Annotated in this window: 17 protein-coding genes and 1 pseudogene; 12 read left to right on the forward strand and 6 right to left on the reverse strand. The window is 75.5% G+C overall.

Features of this window, described 5'->3' with window-relative positions:
• The 7 genes and pseudogenes from VKZ81_RS30030 to VKZ81_RS30060 all read left to right on the forward strand — a co-directional run.
• Nucleotides 1-616, forward strand: a pseudogene (locus tag VKZ81_RS30030) (hypothetical protein); the annotation flags it as partial.
• Nucleotides 609-1,526 (forward strand): complex I subunit 1 family protein, encoded by a 918-nt coding sequence (locus tag VKZ81_RS30035; RefSeq protein WP_324245104.1) that lies wholly within the window; start codon nucleotides 609-611, stop codon nucleotides 1,524-1,526. The pseudogene VKZ81_RS30030 and the gene VKZ81_RS30035, both read left to right, overlap by 8 nt.
• Nucleotides 1,526-2,032, forward strand: coding sequence for an NADH-quinone oxidoreductase subunit J (locus VKZ81_RS30040; protein ID WP_324245105.1), 507 nt, complete (start codon nucleotides 1,526-1,528; stop codon nucleotides 2,030-2,032). The genes VKZ81_RS30035 and VKZ81_RS30040 overlap by 1 nt, the downstream gene beginning before the upstream one ends.
• Nucleotides 2,029-2,334, forward strand: coding sequence for an NADH-quinone oxidoreductase subunit NuoK (nuoK, locus tag VKZ81_RS30045; RefSeq protein ID WP_324245106.1), 306 nt, complete (start codon nucleotides 2,029-2,031; stop codon nucleotides 2,332-2,334). The genes VKZ81_RS30040 and nuoK overlap by 4 nt, the downstream gene beginning before the upstream one ends.
• 6 nt (nucleotides 2,335-2,340) lie before the next feature.
• Entirely contained in the window at nucleotides 2,341-4,125 is a 1,785-nt protein-coding gene (locus VKZ81_RS30050; protein ID WP_324245107.1) for an NADH-quinone oxidoreductase subunit 5 family protein, read from the forward strand.
• 2 nt (nucleotides 4,126-4,127) lie between these two features.
• Nucleotides 4,128-5,612 carry a complex I subunit 4 family protein gene (locus VKZ81_RS30055; protein WP_324245108.1) on the forward strand — a complete coding sequence of 495 codons (1,485 nt, stop codon included), beginning with the start codon at nucleotides 4,128-4,130 and terminating at the stop codon, nucleotides 5,610-5,612.
• Nucleotides 5,609-7,033, forward strand: a complete 1,425-nt coding sequence (locus tag VKZ81_RS30060) for an NADH-quinone oxidoreductase subunit N (RefSeq protein ID WP_324245109.1) — start codon at nucleotides 5,609-5,611, stop codon at nucleotides 7,031-7,033. The genes VKZ81_RS30055 and VKZ81_RS30060 overlap by 4 nt, the downstream gene beginning before the upstream one ends.
• Before the next feature lie 6 nt (nucleotides 7,034-7,039).
• Here the strand turns inward: VKZ81_RS30060 and VKZ81_RS30065 are convergent, their stop codons facing one another.
• A complete protein-coding gene (locus VKZ81_RS30065; RefSeq protein ID WP_324245110.1) occupies nucleotides 7,040-7,798 on the reverse strand; it encodes a DUF6585 family protein in 759 nt (252 codons plus the stop codon).
• 122 nt (nucleotides 7,799-7,920) lie between these two features.
• Between VKZ81_RS30065 and VKZ81_RS30070 the strand changes: the two genes are divergently transcribed.
• The 4 genes from VKZ81_RS30070 (at nucleotide 7,921) to VKZ81_RS30085 (ending at nucleotide 12,026) form a co-directional block, all read left to right on the forward strand.
• Nucleotides 7,921-9,642, forward strand: coding sequence for a hypothetical protein (locus VKZ81_RS30070; protein WP_324245111.1), 1,722 nt, complete (start codon nucleotides 7,921-7,923; stop codon nucleotides 9,640-9,642).
• Between the two features lie 42 nt (nucleotides 9,643-9,684).
• Nucleotides 9,685-10,266 (forward strand): hypothetical protein, encoded by a 582-nt coding sequence (locus VKZ81_RS30075; protein WP_324245112.1) that lies wholly within the window; start codon nucleotides 9,685-9,687, stop codon nucleotides 10,264-10,266.
• Between the two features lie 96 nt (nucleotides 10,267-10,362).
• Nucleotides 10,363-11,760 carry a PepSY-associated TM helix domain-containing protein gene (locus tag VKZ81_RS30080; protein WP_324245113.1) on the forward strand — a complete coding sequence of 466 codons (1,398 nt, stop codon included), beginning with the start codon at nucleotides 10,363-10,365 and terminating at the stop codon, nucleotides 11,758-11,760.
• Between the two features lie 95 nt (nucleotides 11,761-11,855).
• Nucleotides 11,856-12,026, forward strand: coding sequence for a hypothetical protein (locus tag VKZ81_RS30085; protein WP_324245114.1), 171 nt, complete (start codon nucleotides 11,856-11,858; stop codon nucleotides 12,024-12,026).
• Nucleotides 12,027-12,054: 28 nt separating this feature from the next.
• On the opposite strand, the gene fmdA is transcribed toward VKZ81_RS30085, so the two are convergent.
• From fmdA to VKZ81_RS30110, 5 genes are all read right to left on the reverse strand, one after another.
• The gene (gene fmdA / locus VKZ81_RS30090) at nucleotides 12,055-13,308 is read right to left on the reverse strand and encodes a formamidase (RefSeq protein WP_324245115.1); all 1,254 of its coding nucleotides are present in this window, start codon (nucleotides 13,306-13,308) and stop codon (nucleotides 12,055-12,057) included.
• A 27-nt stretch (nucleotides 13,309-13,335) separates the two neighbouring features.
• Nucleotides 13,336-13,977, reverse strand: a complete 642-nt coding sequence (locus VKZ81_RS30095) for an AmiS/UreI family transporter (RefSeq protein ID WP_324245116.1) — start codon at nucleotides 13,975-13,977, stop codon at nucleotides 13,336-13,338.
• A 37-nt stretch (nucleotides 13,978-14,014) separates the two neighbouring features.
• Nucleotides 14,015-14,155: a hypothetical protein gene (locus VKZ81_RS30100; protein WP_324245117.1), complete on the reverse strand. Its 141-nt coding sequence runs from the start codon at nucleotides 14,153-14,155 to the stop codon at nucleotides 14,015-14,017.
• A 294-nt stretch (nucleotides 14,156-14,449) separates the two neighbouring features.
• The gene (locus tag VKZ81_RS30105; protein ID WP_324245118.1) at nucleotides 14,450-14,800 is read right to left on the reverse strand and encodes a hypothetical protein; all 351 of its coding nucleotides are present in this window, start codon (nucleotides 14,798-14,800) and stop codon (nucleotides 14,450-14,452) included.
• A 30-nt stretch (nucleotides 14,801-14,830) separates the two neighbouring features.
• Complete coding sequence (locus tag VKZ81_RS30110; protein ID WP_324245119.1) at nucleotides 14,831-15,310, reverse strand: NUDIX hydrolase; 480 nt, start codon at nucleotides 15,308-15,310, stop codon at nucleotides 14,831-14,833.
• Nucleotides 15,311-15,445: 135 nt separating this feature from the next.
• On the opposite strand from VKZ81_RS30110, the gene VKZ81_RS30115 reads away from it, so the two are divergent.
• Nucleotides 15,446-15,759 (forward strand): nuclear transport factor 2 family protein (locus tag VKZ81_RS30115; RefSeq protein ID WP_324245120.1); only part of this gene is annotated, 314 nt, incomplete at its 3' end.

The raw sequence follows: 15,759 nt of genomic DNA on the forward strand, positions 1-15,759 counted from the left end.
CCACCACCACGGCGGCGTCGTCGCCGGGCTGCCGATGGCCGAGCCGGGCCCCGACCGCGACGGACTCACCCTGGACCGCCTCCACGTCCCGCTCGGCCCCGTGCTGCCGGATTGGCCCGCCGGCCTCGTGGTGCACGTGACGCTGCAGGGTGACGTCGTCCAGGAGGCCTCGGCCGAGTTCCTCGACGCGGCGCGCGCCGAGCCGTTCACCTGGCCCAGCGCGGCGGCGCGCGAGCTGGATGCGCTCGCGCGCTTCCTCGGCGTCGCGGGCCGGCCGTCGGAGGCCGCCCGGGCGCGCCGGCTGCGCGACGCCACCCTCGCCGGCGCCCGGATCGAGGAGGAGGCGGGCGCGCTGCTGCGCCGGATCCGCCGCTCCCGCACCCTGCGCTGGCTGGTCGGCGACATCCGCGCCGGGACCTCGACCGTCGCCGATCTGCTCGCCGCCCGGCCGGCCGCGCTGGAGGCGGCGCTCGCGGGTACCGAACCGGGCCCGCGACCCCCGGTGGGCGAGCTGGCCGACGCCCTCGTCGGCGCCGAGCTCGCGGCGGCCCGGCTGATCGTGGCCGCCCTCGACCCGGATGACGCGCGGACCGCGGCGGGGGTGGCGCGTGGCTGACCCGTCGGTGCTCCCCTGGTACGCGGCGCTGCTGCTGCCGGTGCTGCTGGGCGGCGTCACGTGGCTCGCCCTCGTCGGCGACGCGCTGTTCGCGGGCGAGCGGGCCGCCGTCGCCGCGCCGGGGCGGGAGGTCGCCCGCCTGCTGGTCGGGCAGCGGCGGCGCACGGTCGCGTCCGACGCGCTGCTCGGGCGGGTCGGAGGCGCGGCCCTGCCGGTCGCAGCGCTGCTCGCGGCCGCGGTGCTTCCGCTCGGGGAGCGCCCGGTCGCCGACCTGTCGGTCGGCGTCGTGTGGTTCAACGCCATGGAGGTGCTGGCCTGGGCCGCGGTGTGGCTGGTCGGCTGGGGCGCCAACAGCGCGCCGGCCATGGTCGGCGGGTACCGGTTCGTCGCGCAGGGCCTCGCCTACGAGCTGCCGCACATGTTCGCGATCATCACCGCGGCGCTCGGCGCGGAGAGCCTGCGCCTCACCACGATCGTCGAGGCCCAGCGGGACCTCTGGTTCGTCGTCGTCATGCCGGTGGCGTTCGCCGTCTACCTGCTGTCGGCGGCGGCGATGGCGTTCTGGGGGCCGTTCGACGCGCCGGTCGCCCGCGACGTCGCAGGCGGCGCGGCCGCTGAGCTCTCCGGCGTCGACCGGCTGGTGTTCGCGGGCGGGCGGTGGCTGCTGCTCGTCGTCGCCGCGGCGATGGCCGTGCCGCTGTTCCTCGGCGGGGGAGCGGGGCCGCTGCTGCCCGCGTGGGCGTGGGTGGCGGTGAAGACCGCGGCGGTGCTCGCGCTGCTGCTGTGGCTGCGCCACCGGTTCCCGACCGTGCGGGTGGACCGCTTCGTCCCGTTCGCCTGGGTCGTGCTGATCCCGCTGACGATCGCGCAGGCCCTCGCGGTGGCCCTCGTCGTGCTGGGGGGTGCGTGATGGGGCAGGTGCTGTTCTGGACGCTGGCGGCCGCCGCGCTCGGGTTCGGCTACCTCGTGTTCCGGGTCGACTCGATGGCGCGGGCGACGTTCGCGCTGCTCGCGTCGTTCCTCGCGGTCGCCGGGGAGGTGCTGCTGCTCGGGCTGGGCTACCTCGGCGTCGTGATCGCGCTGATGATGGTCGTCGAGATGGTCGTGATGGCCGTCTTCATGGTCATGTTCATGATGAACCCGGCCGGCCTGGTGCCGATGACGATGGTGCACAACAAGGCCGGGTCGGCGGCCATCGCGATCGGCACGTTCGTCGCGCTCGCCGCCGGGGTGCTCGTCGTCGACTGGCCCACCCGGGTCGGCGAGCCCGCGCCGGACGTCACGCTCGCGCTCGGTGAGGCGCTCATGGGCGGGCAGATGCTCACGATGATGACGCTCGGCGTCGCCCTGTTCGCCACGATCGTCGCCACCGTCGTGCTCTCCACCGCCCGCGGCCGGTACCGGGACGAGCCATGACGCTCGAGGCGTTCCTGCTGCTCGCGGCCGGGTTGTTCGCGATCGGGCTGTACGGCGCGCTGTCCCAGCAGTCGATCGTGATGCTGATGATGGGCCTCGAGCTGATGCTCAACGGGGTGATCGTCGCCGCGGCTGCGTTCTGGTACTTCGTCTCGCCGGCGGGCAGCGACGGCCAGGTGCTCGTCGTCGTGGTCATCACGGCGATGGCGATCGAGATGGCGGTCGGGTTCGCGGTGGTCACCGCCATCTACCGGGCCCGGCAGGTCGACATGACCGACGACGCCGCAGACCTGAAGGGCTGATCGGTGATGCTCTGGTGGCTGGTCGCGGTCCCGCTGCTCACGGGCGCCGGGCTCGCCCTCGCCGGCCGCCGGGCCGACCGCATCGCGCCGGCCGCCGGCGTGCCGGCCGCGGGCGCGACCCTCGCCCTCGCCGTCGCGGTCGCGATCACCCGCCCTGCCGTCGACGCTCCCCTGGTCGCGGGCGTGCGCGCCGGGCTGGCCGTCGACGGGCTCACCGCGCTGATGGCCCTCACGGTCGCCGGGACGACCCTGGCCGTGCTCGCCTCCGCGGCCGGCGAGGCCGACCTGCGGACCGCCCGGTTCGTCGGGTCCATGCTGCTGTTCGCCGGGGCGATGCTGGTGACGGTCACCGCGACGACGCTGGCCGTCCTGCTCATGGCCTGGGAGGTCATGGGCGCGATGAGCTGGGCGCTCATCGCCTACCACTGGCGGGACCCCGACGCGGTGCGCGCGGCCCACACCGCGTTCCTCACCACGCGGCTCGCCGACGTCGGCCTCTACGTCGCCGCCGGGGCCGTGCTCGCGGGCGGCGTCGGCACGCTCGCCCTGGCCGGCCTGCCCGCGGCGCGAAGCCCGTGGCTGCACGTGGCCGCCGCGGGCGTCGTCGTCGCGGCGCTCGGGAAGTCCGCCCAGCTGCCGCTGTCGTTCTGGCTCTCGCAGGCGATGCGCGGCCCGAGCCCGGTCTCGGCGCTGCTGCACTCGGCGACGATGGTCGCGGCCGGCGCCTACCTGCTGCTGCGGCTGGCGCCGCTGCTCGAGGCGGCCGGGTGGGCCGCGCCGCTGGTGGCGTGGGTCGGCGCGGCGACTGCGGTGGTGCTGGGGCTGGTCGCGGTGGCGCAGTCCGACCTCAAGCAGCTGCTCGCGGCCTCGACCTGCGCGCAGCTGGGGTTCGCGGTGCTCGCCGCGGGCGTCGGCGGCGCGGGCGGGGCCCTGCAGCTGGTGGCGCACGCCGCCACCAAGAGCCTGCTCTTCCTCGCCGCGGGCGCCTGGCTCGTCCTGCTCGGCACGCGGCGGCTCGGCGAGCTGCGCGGCGCGGCCCGCCGCCACCCGTTGGTGGGGGTGACGTTCACGATCGGCGCGGCCGCGCTCGCCGGCGTCCCGCCGCTGTCGCTGTGGGCCACGAAGGACCTGGTCCTGTCGGCCGCGCTGGACCACGGCCCGGCCCTGTACGCGGCGGGCCTGGCGGCCGCCCTGCTCTCGGCGGTCTACAGCACGAAGGCGGTCTGGTACGTGTGGCAACCCCCATCCGAGGAAGGGCGCGTTCGTCGGGACCTGTCCGAGGAACGCGCCGTTCGTCGGAACGGGGTGGTGCCCCTGTGCGGGCTCGCCGCGCTCGCGTGCGTGCTCGGGATCCCGGCGCTCGGCGTGGGGACGCCGCCCTGGGAGCTCGCGGCGTCCGGGGGGCTTTCGGTCGTGGCCGCCGCGGTCACCTGGTCCCTGGTCGGGCGGTTCCGCGCGCCGTCGCCGCTCGCCGCGTGGCTCGGGCTGGAGCGGGCGGCGCACGCGATCGCGGTCCGGCCCGTCCTCGCGCTCGCCCGCGTGCTCGCCCGCGTCGACGACGGCTGGGCGCGCTCCGTCGATGCGGCGGCCGGCGGTGTGGTCCGCGCGGCGCGGTGGTTGGACCGGTGGGGCGAGGGCACCGTCGACGGGACCGTGCGCCGGGTCGCCGACGGGGCGCGCGCCCTCGGCCGCCTCGCCCGCAGGCCGCAGACCGGGCAGGTCCACCAGTACTACGCCCAGGCGGCCGCGGCGCTCGCCGTACTGGCCCTCGTCGTGATCGTGGTGAGGTAGCGGTGCTGTCGCTGATCGTGTTCCTGCCCGCGGCGGTGGCCGCGGCGCTGGTGCTGGTGCCCGCGACGGCGCCGCGGCGGGTGTTCACCGGCGCCTGGGTGGCGACCAGCGCCGTGGACCTCGCGCTGGTCGTCGCCGTGTGGCTCACCCCGGGCACCGGTATCCGCTTCGAGGAGCGGGTGGCCTGGATGCCGACGGTCGGGATCTCCTACCACGTCGGCGTCGACGGCATCTCGCTCCCGCTCGTCGGGCTCACCAGCGTGCTCTTCGCGGCGTGCGCCGTGTTCGCGCTGCGCGAGACCCGCGCGGTGAAGGGCTACGTCGCGCTGTTCCTCGCCTTGCAGACGGTGTCGCTCGGCCTGTTCGTCGCCCTGGACCTGATCCTGTTCTTCCTGTTCTTCGACCTGTCGATCGTGCTCATGTACTTCCTGATCGCGGGCTGGGGCCACGGCGAGCGGGCGCGCGCGGCGGCTCTGGGGTTCTTCCTCTACACGTTCCTCGGGTCGCTCGCCCTGCTGCTCGGGTTCATCGTGCTGTACCTCGCCGCGGAGCCGCACACGTTCGACGTCGTCGAGCTCGCCGCGGCCGACCCCCTGGCCGGCGGCGGGCCCGTGGCGGCGTTCGCGCTGCTCGCGATCGGGATCGGGCTCGCGGTCAAGACGCCGACGGTGCCGTTCCACACCTGGCTGCCGCCCGCGCACACCGAGGCGCCCGCCACCGGGTCGGCCATCCTCGCCGGGATCCTGCTGAAGATGGGCACGTACGGCTTCGTGCGGATCGCGATGCCGGTACTGCCCGGCACGTGGCGCGAGTACGCCCTCGTGGCGGTGGTCGTCGGCGTGGTCTCGGTGCTCCACGGGGCGCTGGTCGCACTGGCCCAGACCGACCTCAAGCGGATGATCGCCTACACGTCGGTGAACCACATGGGCTACGTGATCCTCGGCGTCGGCGCCGCCGGGATCCTCGCCGGCTCCGACGAGCAGGCGCGCCAGCTCGCGACGACCGGCGCCGTGACGCAGATGGTCGCGCACGGCCTGATCACCGGGGCGCTGTTCCTGCTCACCGGGGTGCTCCACGAGCGGGGCGGCACGTACGACATGGCCGCCTACTCCGGCCTCGCCGCCCGCACGCCGCGGTTCGCGGGCGCGTTCGCGGTGGCGGCGTTCGCGTCGCTCGGCCTGCCCGGGTTCGCCGGGTTCATCGCGGAGTTCCAGATCTTCACCGGCGCGCTGGCGTCCGCGCCGGTCGCGACGGTGTGCGCGCTCGTGGGCATCGTTCTCACGGCGGCGCTGTTCCTCCGCGCGCTGCACCGGGTGTTCCTCGGGGCCCCGGCCGCGGACCGGCGCGTCGCCGACCTGCACCCCAGCGAGGCCGCCGCGATCGTCCCGCTGCTGGGGCTCGCCACCGTGATCGGGGTGCTGCCGCGGTTCCTGCTCGACGTGATCGAGCCGGCGTCGCGGGTGCTCGTGGAGCTGGTCGCCCGGTGAACGGCACGAACGAGAACCCGGCGGCGTTGCTGCCGGAGCTGTTCCTGCTCGGGGCCGCGGTCGTCGGGTTGCTGCTCGGCGCGTGGCTGCCGCGGGACGAGCAGTGGCTCGTGCGGCTGCTCGCCGCCGCGGCCGCGCTCGCCGGGCTGGTGGCCACGGCCGTCGCGGCCGGCCGGCCGGACGAGCTGGTGTTCGGCGCCGCCTACGCCGTCGACACCCCGACCCACGCCACGCGCGCGATCGTGCTGGTCGCGGTGCTCGGGGTGCTGGCCCTGTCGGTCGACGCAACGACGGGGCACCGGCGCGAGACCGAGTTCGTGGTGCTGCTGCAGCTCGGCGCGCTCGGCGCGATCCTGCTCGGCGGCGCGAACGACCTGCTGCTGCTCGTCGCGGCGTTCCTGCTGGCGAGCGTGCCGTTCTACGCCCTGGCCGGGTGGGACGCGTCGCGGCTCGGCACCGAGGCCGCGCTGAAGTACTACCTGTCGGGGGCGTTCCTCGGCGTGGCGATGCTCGCCGGCGTCGCCCTGCTCTCCGGCGTCGGCGGCGCCACCGGGTACGGCTCGGTGCGCGACGGGCTGGCGGCCGCGCCGGTGGCCGCGGCAGGGGTGGGCCTCGTGGCCGTGCTGGGCGGCCTGCTGTTCAAGGTCGGCGGGGTGCCCGGGCACTTCTGGGTCCCGGACGTCACCGACGGCACCCCGCCCGCCGTGGCCGCGATCGTCACCACGATCCCCAAGGTCGGTGGGCTCGTCGCGCTGTACCGGCTGGTCTCGGCCGCGGTCCCCGCCGACGCCCTCGACCGGCCGCTGCTCGTCGCCGTGATCGCCGCCGTCACGATGACGCTGGGCAACCTCGCCGCGTTCTTCCAGACCACGGTGCAGCGGCTGCTCGCCTACTCGACGATCGGCCAGGCCGGCTTCCTGCTGATCGCCGTGGCCGTCGCGGACCGGGCCGACCTCGCGCAGCCCGCGCTGCTCTACTACGCCGCCGGGTACGCCGTCACCAACGTCGGCGCGTTCGCCGTGGTGGCCGCGTTCCCACGGGCGCGCACCCTCGACGACCACCGCGGGATGGCGCGGCGCACCCCGGCGCTCGCCGTCGCGCTCACCGTCTGCCTGCTCGGGCTGATCGGCACCCCGCCCACGGCGGTGTTCGTCGGCAAGCTCGTCGTGTTCACCGCGGCCGTCGACGGCGGGTTCGCCTGGCTCGCGGTCCTCGCGGTCGTCAACACCGTCGCGAGCGTCTTCTACTACCTGCGCTGGATCGCGCCGGTGTTCGGCGCAACCGGGCCCGGGGCGGCGCCGCTGCCCGAGGGCCGGTGGGCGGCGGGCACCGCCTACGTGTGCGCCGCCCTCGCCGTGGGGTTCGGGCTGCTCGGCGGCGTCGTCCTGCCGCTGCTCGCGGCGCCGCCGATCGCGTGGTGACCGGCGTCAGGCCCGCCGCATCGCGTCGACCACCGCGAGGAACACGACGACGTTCGGCACCGTCCTCCCACGGACGCGCACCGGGCGGCGCGCGCCTGCCTGCCACACCCGCACCCTGCCCCTCCGACCGACCTCCGCGCCGCGCACCCGGGCCCAGGGGATGAACCCCTTCGGCGTCGTCAGGCCGTGGCGGTCGACGGTGAACGGGCCGTACCCGACGCGCCGGCCGGCCGCCACCGCGGCGAGGTCGACGGGGGTGCGCTCGGCGGTGAGCCGCCGCTCCATCTCCGGGCCGAACTCGTGGAGGTCGAGGGCCGGACTCAGCACCACCGGCGGCGCGCCGGGGCGCTGCAGCCGGTACCGGTAGGGGTGCTTCACGAACCTGTCCCGCACGACCGAGCGCCACAGCCGGGTGTCCCGCCACGGGAACGCCGTGACGGCGCCCCCCTTCCGGTGCACCACCCCGTGGTCGAACAGGTACAGGCCGGTTCCGGCCACGGACAGGAGCTGGATGGCGTGGGTGAGGAGCAAACCCGCGCACCCGGCGGTGGCGGGCCCTGCGGGCGTCCACACCGTCGAGGGCCCGACGGCCAACACGATCGTGATCACGCCGAAGAGGAACCCGCCCCAGAGCGGCAACCAGACCCTGTCCGGCCCGCTGCGGTGCGTCAGCACGGGCGCGCCGAGGCCGTGCGCGGCGGCGGCCCGCGCCACCTCGGGCGGGACCAGCACGGGGTCGGCGGACCGGTCCGGTTCCCGTCCCACATCCCTCATGCGGGGGCCGACCCGCGGCCGGCCGGATCGGTTGGGGAGGCGGACCCCGATACGCCGCCGCGCGGGCCTGCGCAAGGATCAACGCCACCTCGACCGGAGGATGGAAGATCACCGTGGAGACTCGAGCGAGCGGAGCCGGGCCGCTCAGCGGGATCGCCGTGCACGACTGGCCGTGCGACCGGTGCCGGGCCGAGGCGCGCCGGCCCTGCCGGGCGCTGGGGTCCGGGCGGGAGCGGCGCGTCCCCCACCTCGCCCGCTTCTCGACCGCCGTCGTGTTCACCGTGGCCACGCGATGGTTGTCGCGGCTGCCCGCGTGGGATCGGCTGGCGCTGGCCACCCGGGCCGTCGACCGCACCGACGGCGCCCCGGCCCCGGCCGCCTGGAACGACGTCACGGCGCTGCTGTGGCAGGCCGACCGGCTGCAGCGGGCCCTCGTCCGCCGCGTCATCGAGGACGCGAACCCGCACGTGGACGCCACCGAGCTGCGCCGCCCCGGCCTGCAGCTGGCCGCGGCGTTCCGGGAGGCCGGGGACCTGCTGCACCAGCAGCACCTGCAGGACGACCCGCGGCGCGCCGAGGTCGACGCGATGGTGCTCCCCGACGGCGACCTCGGCTCCCGCCTCACGCTCGCCCAGCTGCGGGCCGCCCGCGACCGCGGGCAGGTGCACGTCGTGACCGCCGACATGGCCCGCCGCGCAGCGGCCATCGCGGAGGCGACCGGGGCCGAGCCGGCCCGGTGGTCCGTGCGCTGGGACCCCTCCGGCCGCTTCGAGGCCGAACCGCTCCCGGACGGGGAGAAGCCCGACCGCCCCGCCGTGCGCGGCTGGGTGGCCCACGCGTCGATCGTGGCCGACGAGCTGGGCCGCTGGGGCACGCCGCCGGGGCCCGCCGAGGTCACGTGGCGGGGTGCGCCGCCGGAGCCCGCGTCCCGGCTGTGCCGGTTCACCCCCGAGGTGGAGCCCCGGATCGGCGAGGACGAGGCCGCTGCGGCGTTCATGGCCCGCCGTGACCTCATCGTGGAGGTGGTCGCCGCGATCGACGCCGTGCGGCGCAGCTGCCCCGGCGACCGGATCCCGCAGGAGGTCGCCGCCCGCGCCTCCCGCCTGCAGCGCGAGGAGCCGCAGCTGCCGGGCCTCCTCGCGCCGAACGACCCCTGGGCCTGCACGAGGGCCGTCGAATGGGTGCGCACGCGCGCCGTCGTGCGCACCCCGGAGGGGGAGTGGGGTCGCTGCGACGCCGACGAGGGCCGCCCGCTGGCCGAGCGCGTCGCGGAGCTGCTGTCCGTCGCGTACGCGGACGTGCCCGACTACCTCACCCGCCACTTCGGCGCCCACGGCGACGAGGGCGCCGTGCAGCTGCTGCGGATCCCCGGTCCGGCCGGGCCGCTGTACGCCGCCCCGGCCCCGTCGCAGCGGGTCCACCTGTGCCGGATCCTGGACCTGCCGTGGATGTTCGCGGTGACGACGTCGATGGCGCTGCCGCGGCGGGTCGAGACCACGGCCGTCACCCCGCGCGAGCACGGGCCGGAGGCGTGCCGCGACACGGCCGTGCTGTGGCGAGGCCTGCTGTCCCGAGGGCTCGTCCGCGGGGAACTCGTCACCCGCTACTCGGACTGGGTGGTCGAGCTGCGGGTCGAGCACGCGCTCGCGCCGTGGCTCCTGCTTCCCGCCGACCGCGCCACGGCCTACAACCGCCGCTACGAGCAGCTCTACCCGGGCGCGTTGGCGGAGGCGGGCATCCCGGACGCCGCGCTCAGCAGCGCCGAGGCGTGGCGGTCGTGGCTCACAGAGGGGGCGGTCACGCCGGCAGGGTTCGGTAATCGCGTCTTTTCCTGAAGCGAACCCGCGCCGCCACCCGCCCGGGTACGGTCGGGCGCCATGGTCGGGCGGCAGGAGCGCGCGGGCGGGGACCACCGCCGCGGGCTCCCGCACGGCCGGGCGGGCCGCACGGCGGGGGCGACCGCGGCCGCGGCCGTCACCACCAGCGGCGGCCACCTGATCGGCACCGGGGCACTGCCCCCGCTGCCCGGCCTGCTCGCGGCGCTCGCCCTCGCAGCCATCGCCTCGTGGTGGCTGACCCGCGACGAGCGCGGGTGGGAACGGCTCGCCGCCGCCCAGCTCGCCGCCCAGCTCGGCGGGCACGCCCTCTTCGTCGCCACCGCCGCCGACCCCGCCGCCCACGCGGGCCACGGCGCGCTCGGGCCGGAGCTGGCGCTGCTCGCCCACGTGCTCGGCGCCGCCGTCGCCGGGGCGTGGCTGCGCTGCGGTGAACGCAGGGCCGTCGCCGCCGCCCGCCGGGTCGCGGCCGCGCTGCGCCGGCTCGTCACCCGGCTGCTGGCGCGGTGGCGCACGGCCCGCCGACCGGCGCCGCCGCGCCCGGTGGCCGCGCCGACCCGTGTCCGCATCGCGCCGCTCCTGCGGCACTCGATCGTGCACCGGGGACCGCCCGCGGTCTGCTGATCCCCTCCACACCGGCCGATCCGACCGGTCCACCCCCATCCGCGCGCCGTCAGCTCGGCGTGCCGTTCCCCGCTGCCGTCGAACCCGGGAGTCCCCGTGTCCGTGATCCCCCGACCCGCGACTCGTCCCCCCGTCCCCCCGACCCGGTCCGGCTGGCGCGGCCTCGTGCTGCGCCTGCACTTCTACGCGGGCCTGCTCGTCGGCCCGTTCATCCTGGTGGCCACGGTCACCGGCCTGCTCTACGTGCTCACCCCGCAGCTCGAGTCCGTCCTCTACGCCGAACAGCTGCGGGTCCCGCCGACCACCCGACAGCTCCCGCTGGCCGAGCAGGTGCGCGCGGCGCAGGCCGTCGAGCCGGGCGGCGAGCTCGTCGCCGTCCGGCCCGCGCCCGAGCCCGGCGCGACCACCCGGGTGCTGTTCGACGACGAGGGCCTCGGCGAGTCCGAGCGCCGCACGGTGTTCGTCGACCCCGGCACCGGCGAGGTCCGCGGCACCCTCGTCACCTACGGCACGAGCGGCGTGCTGCCGCTGCGGATGACGCTCGACCAGCTGCACCGCAACCTGCTGCTCGGCGAGCCGGGGCGCCTCTACAGCGAGCTCGCCGCGTCCTGGCTGTGGGTGGTCGCGCTCGGCGGGCTGGCGCTGTGGGTTGCCCGCCGGCGGGGCCGCCGGGCCGCTCGGTCCCGTGACCTGGTCCGCCCCGAACGGGGCGGGACCGGGCGCAGCCGCCTGCTGAGCCGGCACGGCGCGCTCGGCGTCTGGCTGCTGCTCGGCGCGCTGTTCCTCTCCGCGACCGGCATGACCTGGTCGGCGTACGCGGGCGAGAACGTCGCGGCGCTGCGGGCCGCGCTCGGTTGGGCCACACCGTCGCTGCAGGTCGGCGGGCACGCCGAACACGGCGGCGGCCACGCCGATCCGGCGGCCGTCGACCCGGCGCGGTTCGACTCCGTGCTCGCCGCGGCCCGGGCCGCGGGCATCGACGCCGGCGCGGTCGAGATCGCCCTGCCGGCCGGGCCCGGCGCGGCCTGGACGGTCACCGAGATCGAGCGCAGCCTGCCGACGCAGGTCGACGCCGTCGCGATCGACGCCGACACCGCCGCCGTGGTGGACGAGGTGCGCTTCGCCGACTACCCCGTCATGGCGAAGCTCGCCCGCTGGGGCATCGACGCGCACATGGGCCACCTGTTCGGCGTGGCCAACCAGCTCCTGCTCGTCGCCTTCGGAATCGGGCTGATCACCCTGGTCGTCCTCGGCTACCGCATGTGGTGGCAGCGCAGGCCGACCCGGGGCCGGGGCCGGTGGGCCGTCCCCCGCGGGCGCCTGCGTGCGGCGTCCTGGCCGGTCGCCGTCGCGGCGGTCCTGGCGGTCGTCGCGGTGGGCTGCTTCGCGCCGCTGTTCGGGATCAGCCTCCTCGGCTTCCTCGTGATCGACGTCACGCTCGGATGGCTCGTGGCCAGGCGGTCACGGGATGTGCATCCGGCCGACGCACCGTAACCTTTCCCGAGGGTCCCTCTTTAGCCAGACATGCTCGAGCGCGGCGCCTCGTGATCGACGACGAGCGCCGCCGACCGGCACGACGGAGGCGGCCCGTGAAGAAGGTCCCGGTCCAGGTGATGGCCCACTGGTTCTGCGGGGCGTGCGACGTGGAAGGCCGCGACGCCGTCACCGAGCCCACCTGCTGGAACTGCGGGGGCGCCGTCACCGTCACCGCCCGGCCCACCGTGCCGACCGAGCACCGGCCCGTCGACGACGCCGCCTGACGCGCGGCGTCGTCGACGAGAGCCGGTTTCAGGACGTCACGGCGCACTGCCCCCGGTCCTGGCGGACCGGCCCGGCCGCCGACGGCTTCACGTCGAAGTCGAAGATCGCGGTCGGGAGGTAGAGCGAGCAGCAGGCGTTCGGGATGTCCACGACGCCGCTGATCCGGCCCTCGATCGGCGCCGAGCCGAGCAGCAGGTACGCCTGCTCACCGGAGTAGCCGAACTTCTTCAGGTACTCGATCGCGTTCAGGCACGCCCGACGGTAGGCGACGGTGGCGTCGAGGTAGAAGTTCTCGTCGGTCTCCCGGTCGACCGAGACCCCGATGAACGTCATGAACTCCGAGTACCGCGGCTCCACGTTGCCGGGCATGAACACGGGGTTGGTCGTGACCCCGTAGGTCTCCATGCCGCCCTTGATCAGGTCGATGTGGAAGTCGATGAAGCCGCCCATCTCGATGGCGCCGCAGAACGTGATCTCCCCGTCGCCCTGGCTGAAGTGCAGGTCGCCGCCGGAGAGCTTCGCGTCGTTCACGTGCACCGGGTAGAACACCCGTGACCCGCGCGTGAAGTTCTTGATGTCGTGGTTGCCGCCGTTCTCCCGCGCCGGCACGGTGCGGGCGCCGTCCCGGGCGATCCCCGACGCCACGTCCCCCGTCGCCGTGCCGGCGAGCGTGTTCTGCTCGAGCGGGGGTAGCGCGAGCGGCGGCACCCGGTCCGGGTCGGTGTCGATGAGCGCCCGCTCCCGGCGGTTCCACCGGTCCAGCAGCTCCGCGGACGGGGCCGTGCCGAACAGGCCGGGGTGGGTGATGCCGGTGTAGCGCACCCCCGGGATGTGCCGCGAGGTGCACTGCTGACCGGCGAAGTCCCAGATCGCCTTGTAGGCGTCTGGGAAGTAGTCGGTCAGGAAGCCGCCACCGTTGGCCTTCGCGAAGATCCCCGTGTACCCCCAGCCCTGGCCGGGGGCGTCGCCGTACTCCTGCGGGGCCTGCACCGGGCCGAGGTCGAGGATGTCGACGACGAGCAGGTCACCCGGCTCGGCGCCCTCCACCCCGATCGGGCCGCTCAGCATGTGCGCGTGGGTGAGGTCGACGTCGCGCACGTCGTTGGCCGAGTCGTTGTTGCCGATCTGTCCGTCGGTCCACTCGCGGCACTCCACCCGGATCTGCTGGCCGGGCCGGACCATCACCGCGGAGGGGATGTCCGGGTGCCACCGGTTGTGCCCGGGAACCGCCTGGTCGCGCATCGACTTGCTCTGGTCGACGCTGAACACCACATCGGGCATTGCTCCTCCTTCGCCGATACCTGTCGATCAGCCCGGCGCCGGGTGGGCGGTCGGGGCGGACGTGGCCGCGGGGGCGCGCGGCGCGCGCGGGTGGATGTAGGCGTAGAGGGCGCCGAACACCACGACCCCGCCGACGGCGAGCCCGATGGCGATGGCGTTCTCGTACGCCCAGAGGTCGGTGAGCAGCAGGAACGCCGGGATCGCTGCCGTCACCCACCCTTGGATGACCGTGACCCACCCCGTGTAGGACTGCAGCCAGTCGTGCTTGAGCCCGAGCAGCAGGAAGAACAGGGCCCAGAGGAACGCCCAGTAGAGCCAGATGACGCCGAACGGGGGGTCGCCGAGGATCGCGAAGTTCGCCCACGAGTAGCCGAGCGCCACGATCGCGACGAACAGCGAGAACCAGCCGACGCCGGTGCTGTCGAGCCCGGCGAGCAGGTTGATGCCCACGTAGAGGTAGGTGAAGCCGAACAGGTAGAGCCCCGACGCGCCGAGCACCACGAGCGGGTCGTTGTTCGCGGTGAAGATCAGGTACGTCGGGGTGACGACCTGGAGCCCGCCGACGAACAGGTTCATGGGCGCGGCCGCTCTCGTCTCGACCACCCCGAGCAGCAGCAACCCGTTGATGAACAAGACGGCTCCGACGTACAGGAGTCCGACCAGACCCATGACTCGGCCCTCCTCGGGTCGAAAGCAGCGGTACGGGTCAGGGGCGGGGGAGGCGCGCCTGGCGGGGGTTGGCAGGGGCGCGCCGGCGGCGGACGGCCGGCGGCACCGACGTGACGACGTCCGGGACGTCCCGGCTGGCCTCCTCGCGCAACCGCGCCCGCGCGACGGCCGGGTCCATGCGGTTCACAAGAGGCGCCGACCAGCGCCGCGGGGACGGCTCTCCGCAGGTGGGACACGCACGCCGGGCTTCGGCCGTGCCCATCGGAAGCGCGACGACCCACGGCCCGCATGCCGGGCACCCGTACTCGTAACGCACCATCGCGTCCCACCGCCCCGGATCGAGGACGCCGAACGTAGCGCCGCCCGCCCGGGTTGGCACAGGCCCTAACGGCCCACGACCGGGGCCGCCGGAGCCGCCGGAGGACGCAGTCGCGGGCGCGGCGGACGGTGGGTGGCGTTGGGCCTGCCGGGCTCAGGGCTCGACGACGGTGAGGATCCGGTCGATCTCGGCGGGCTCGGCACCGCTGTCCACCAGCACCTGGCGGATCCGGTCCGTGCCCTGCTCACCGGGCGGGTACGGGCGGGCGGCGACGAGCGCGCGCGCCCAGCCCTGCGGGTCGTCGACGTCGGCGCGGCGCAGCGCGGCGGCCAGGTCGGGCTCCGAAGCCCTGCCGAGCGACTTCTTCGCCGCGGGCTGTCCCTCCTCGGTCGGCGGCGTGTCCACGCCCGGCCGATCGCTCCCGCTGCGTCCTCCACCGGCGCAGCCGGTCAGCGTGGCCGCCACGAGGACCGCGACCACGGCGTGCATCCATTTGCGGTTCATCACCGGGCGACGTACCCGCGGCGGGGGCGGTCAACCGGTTCGGCGAGCCCGGCCCTCGGGTGGCGCCGATCCCTCGATCAGGTCGACGCCGTCGTGCGCCCGGCTGGTGACGTGGTCGCCGAGGGCGTCGAGCACGCGGACGGAGAACGCGGGGTCCATCCGCTGCCGGACCTCGTCGGGGGAGAGCCAGCAGACCTGCTGGGCCTCGTCGGTCTCGACCGGGGCGCCCCCGATCGGGCGGCAGCGGTAGACGAGCGCGACCACCCCGCGGGTCATGTTCTTGTAGACGCCGGACAGGCGCTCGACGGCGACCTCGACGCCGGTCTCCTCCGCCACCTCGCGGCGGACGCCCTCCTCGAACGTCTCACCGAGCTCGAGCACGCCCCCGGGCGCCTCCCACCGGCCGTTGTCCCGTCGCTGGACCACCAGGACGCGGCCGTCGTCGCGGATGACGACGCCCGCGACGGCGACGAAGTGCGTCGCGGTGATCCCGTCGCGCGATGTCGCCACCCCGGCAGACTACGGTCGCCCGCGGCCGCCGCCTGCCCGCCGAGCGCGCCCGGACGCGCAGGAGGCGTGCGCGGGCTCCGCACCCGGGCGGGGCGGTCGCGGGTGCGGATCGACGGCCGATCGACAGGGACGGGGATGGACGACAGCGCACACCTCGAGGGGCTGGTCACCGAGTTCTACGCGGCCCGGGCCCGGCGGGACACCGCCGCGCTCGCCGCGCTCCTCGCCGACGACATCGCGTGGCACGAGCCCGGCGAGGAGGCCTACTCCGGCACCCACCGCGGCAAGGACGTCGTCCTGGGGCTGCTCGAGCGCCTGGTGGCGGTCACCGGCGGCACGTTCCGGCTCGAGCTGGACGGCACGCTCGCCACCGCATCGCACGTCGTCGCCCGGATCCGCTGGTCGGCCCGCCGGGGAGCGGTGCACGTCAGCGGCAACGAGATCGCGGT

The organism is Pseudonocardia sp., assembly GCF_035305885.1.
Lineage (GTDB): Bacteria > Actinomycetota > Actinomycetes > Mycobacteriales > Pseudonocardiaceae > Pseudonocardia.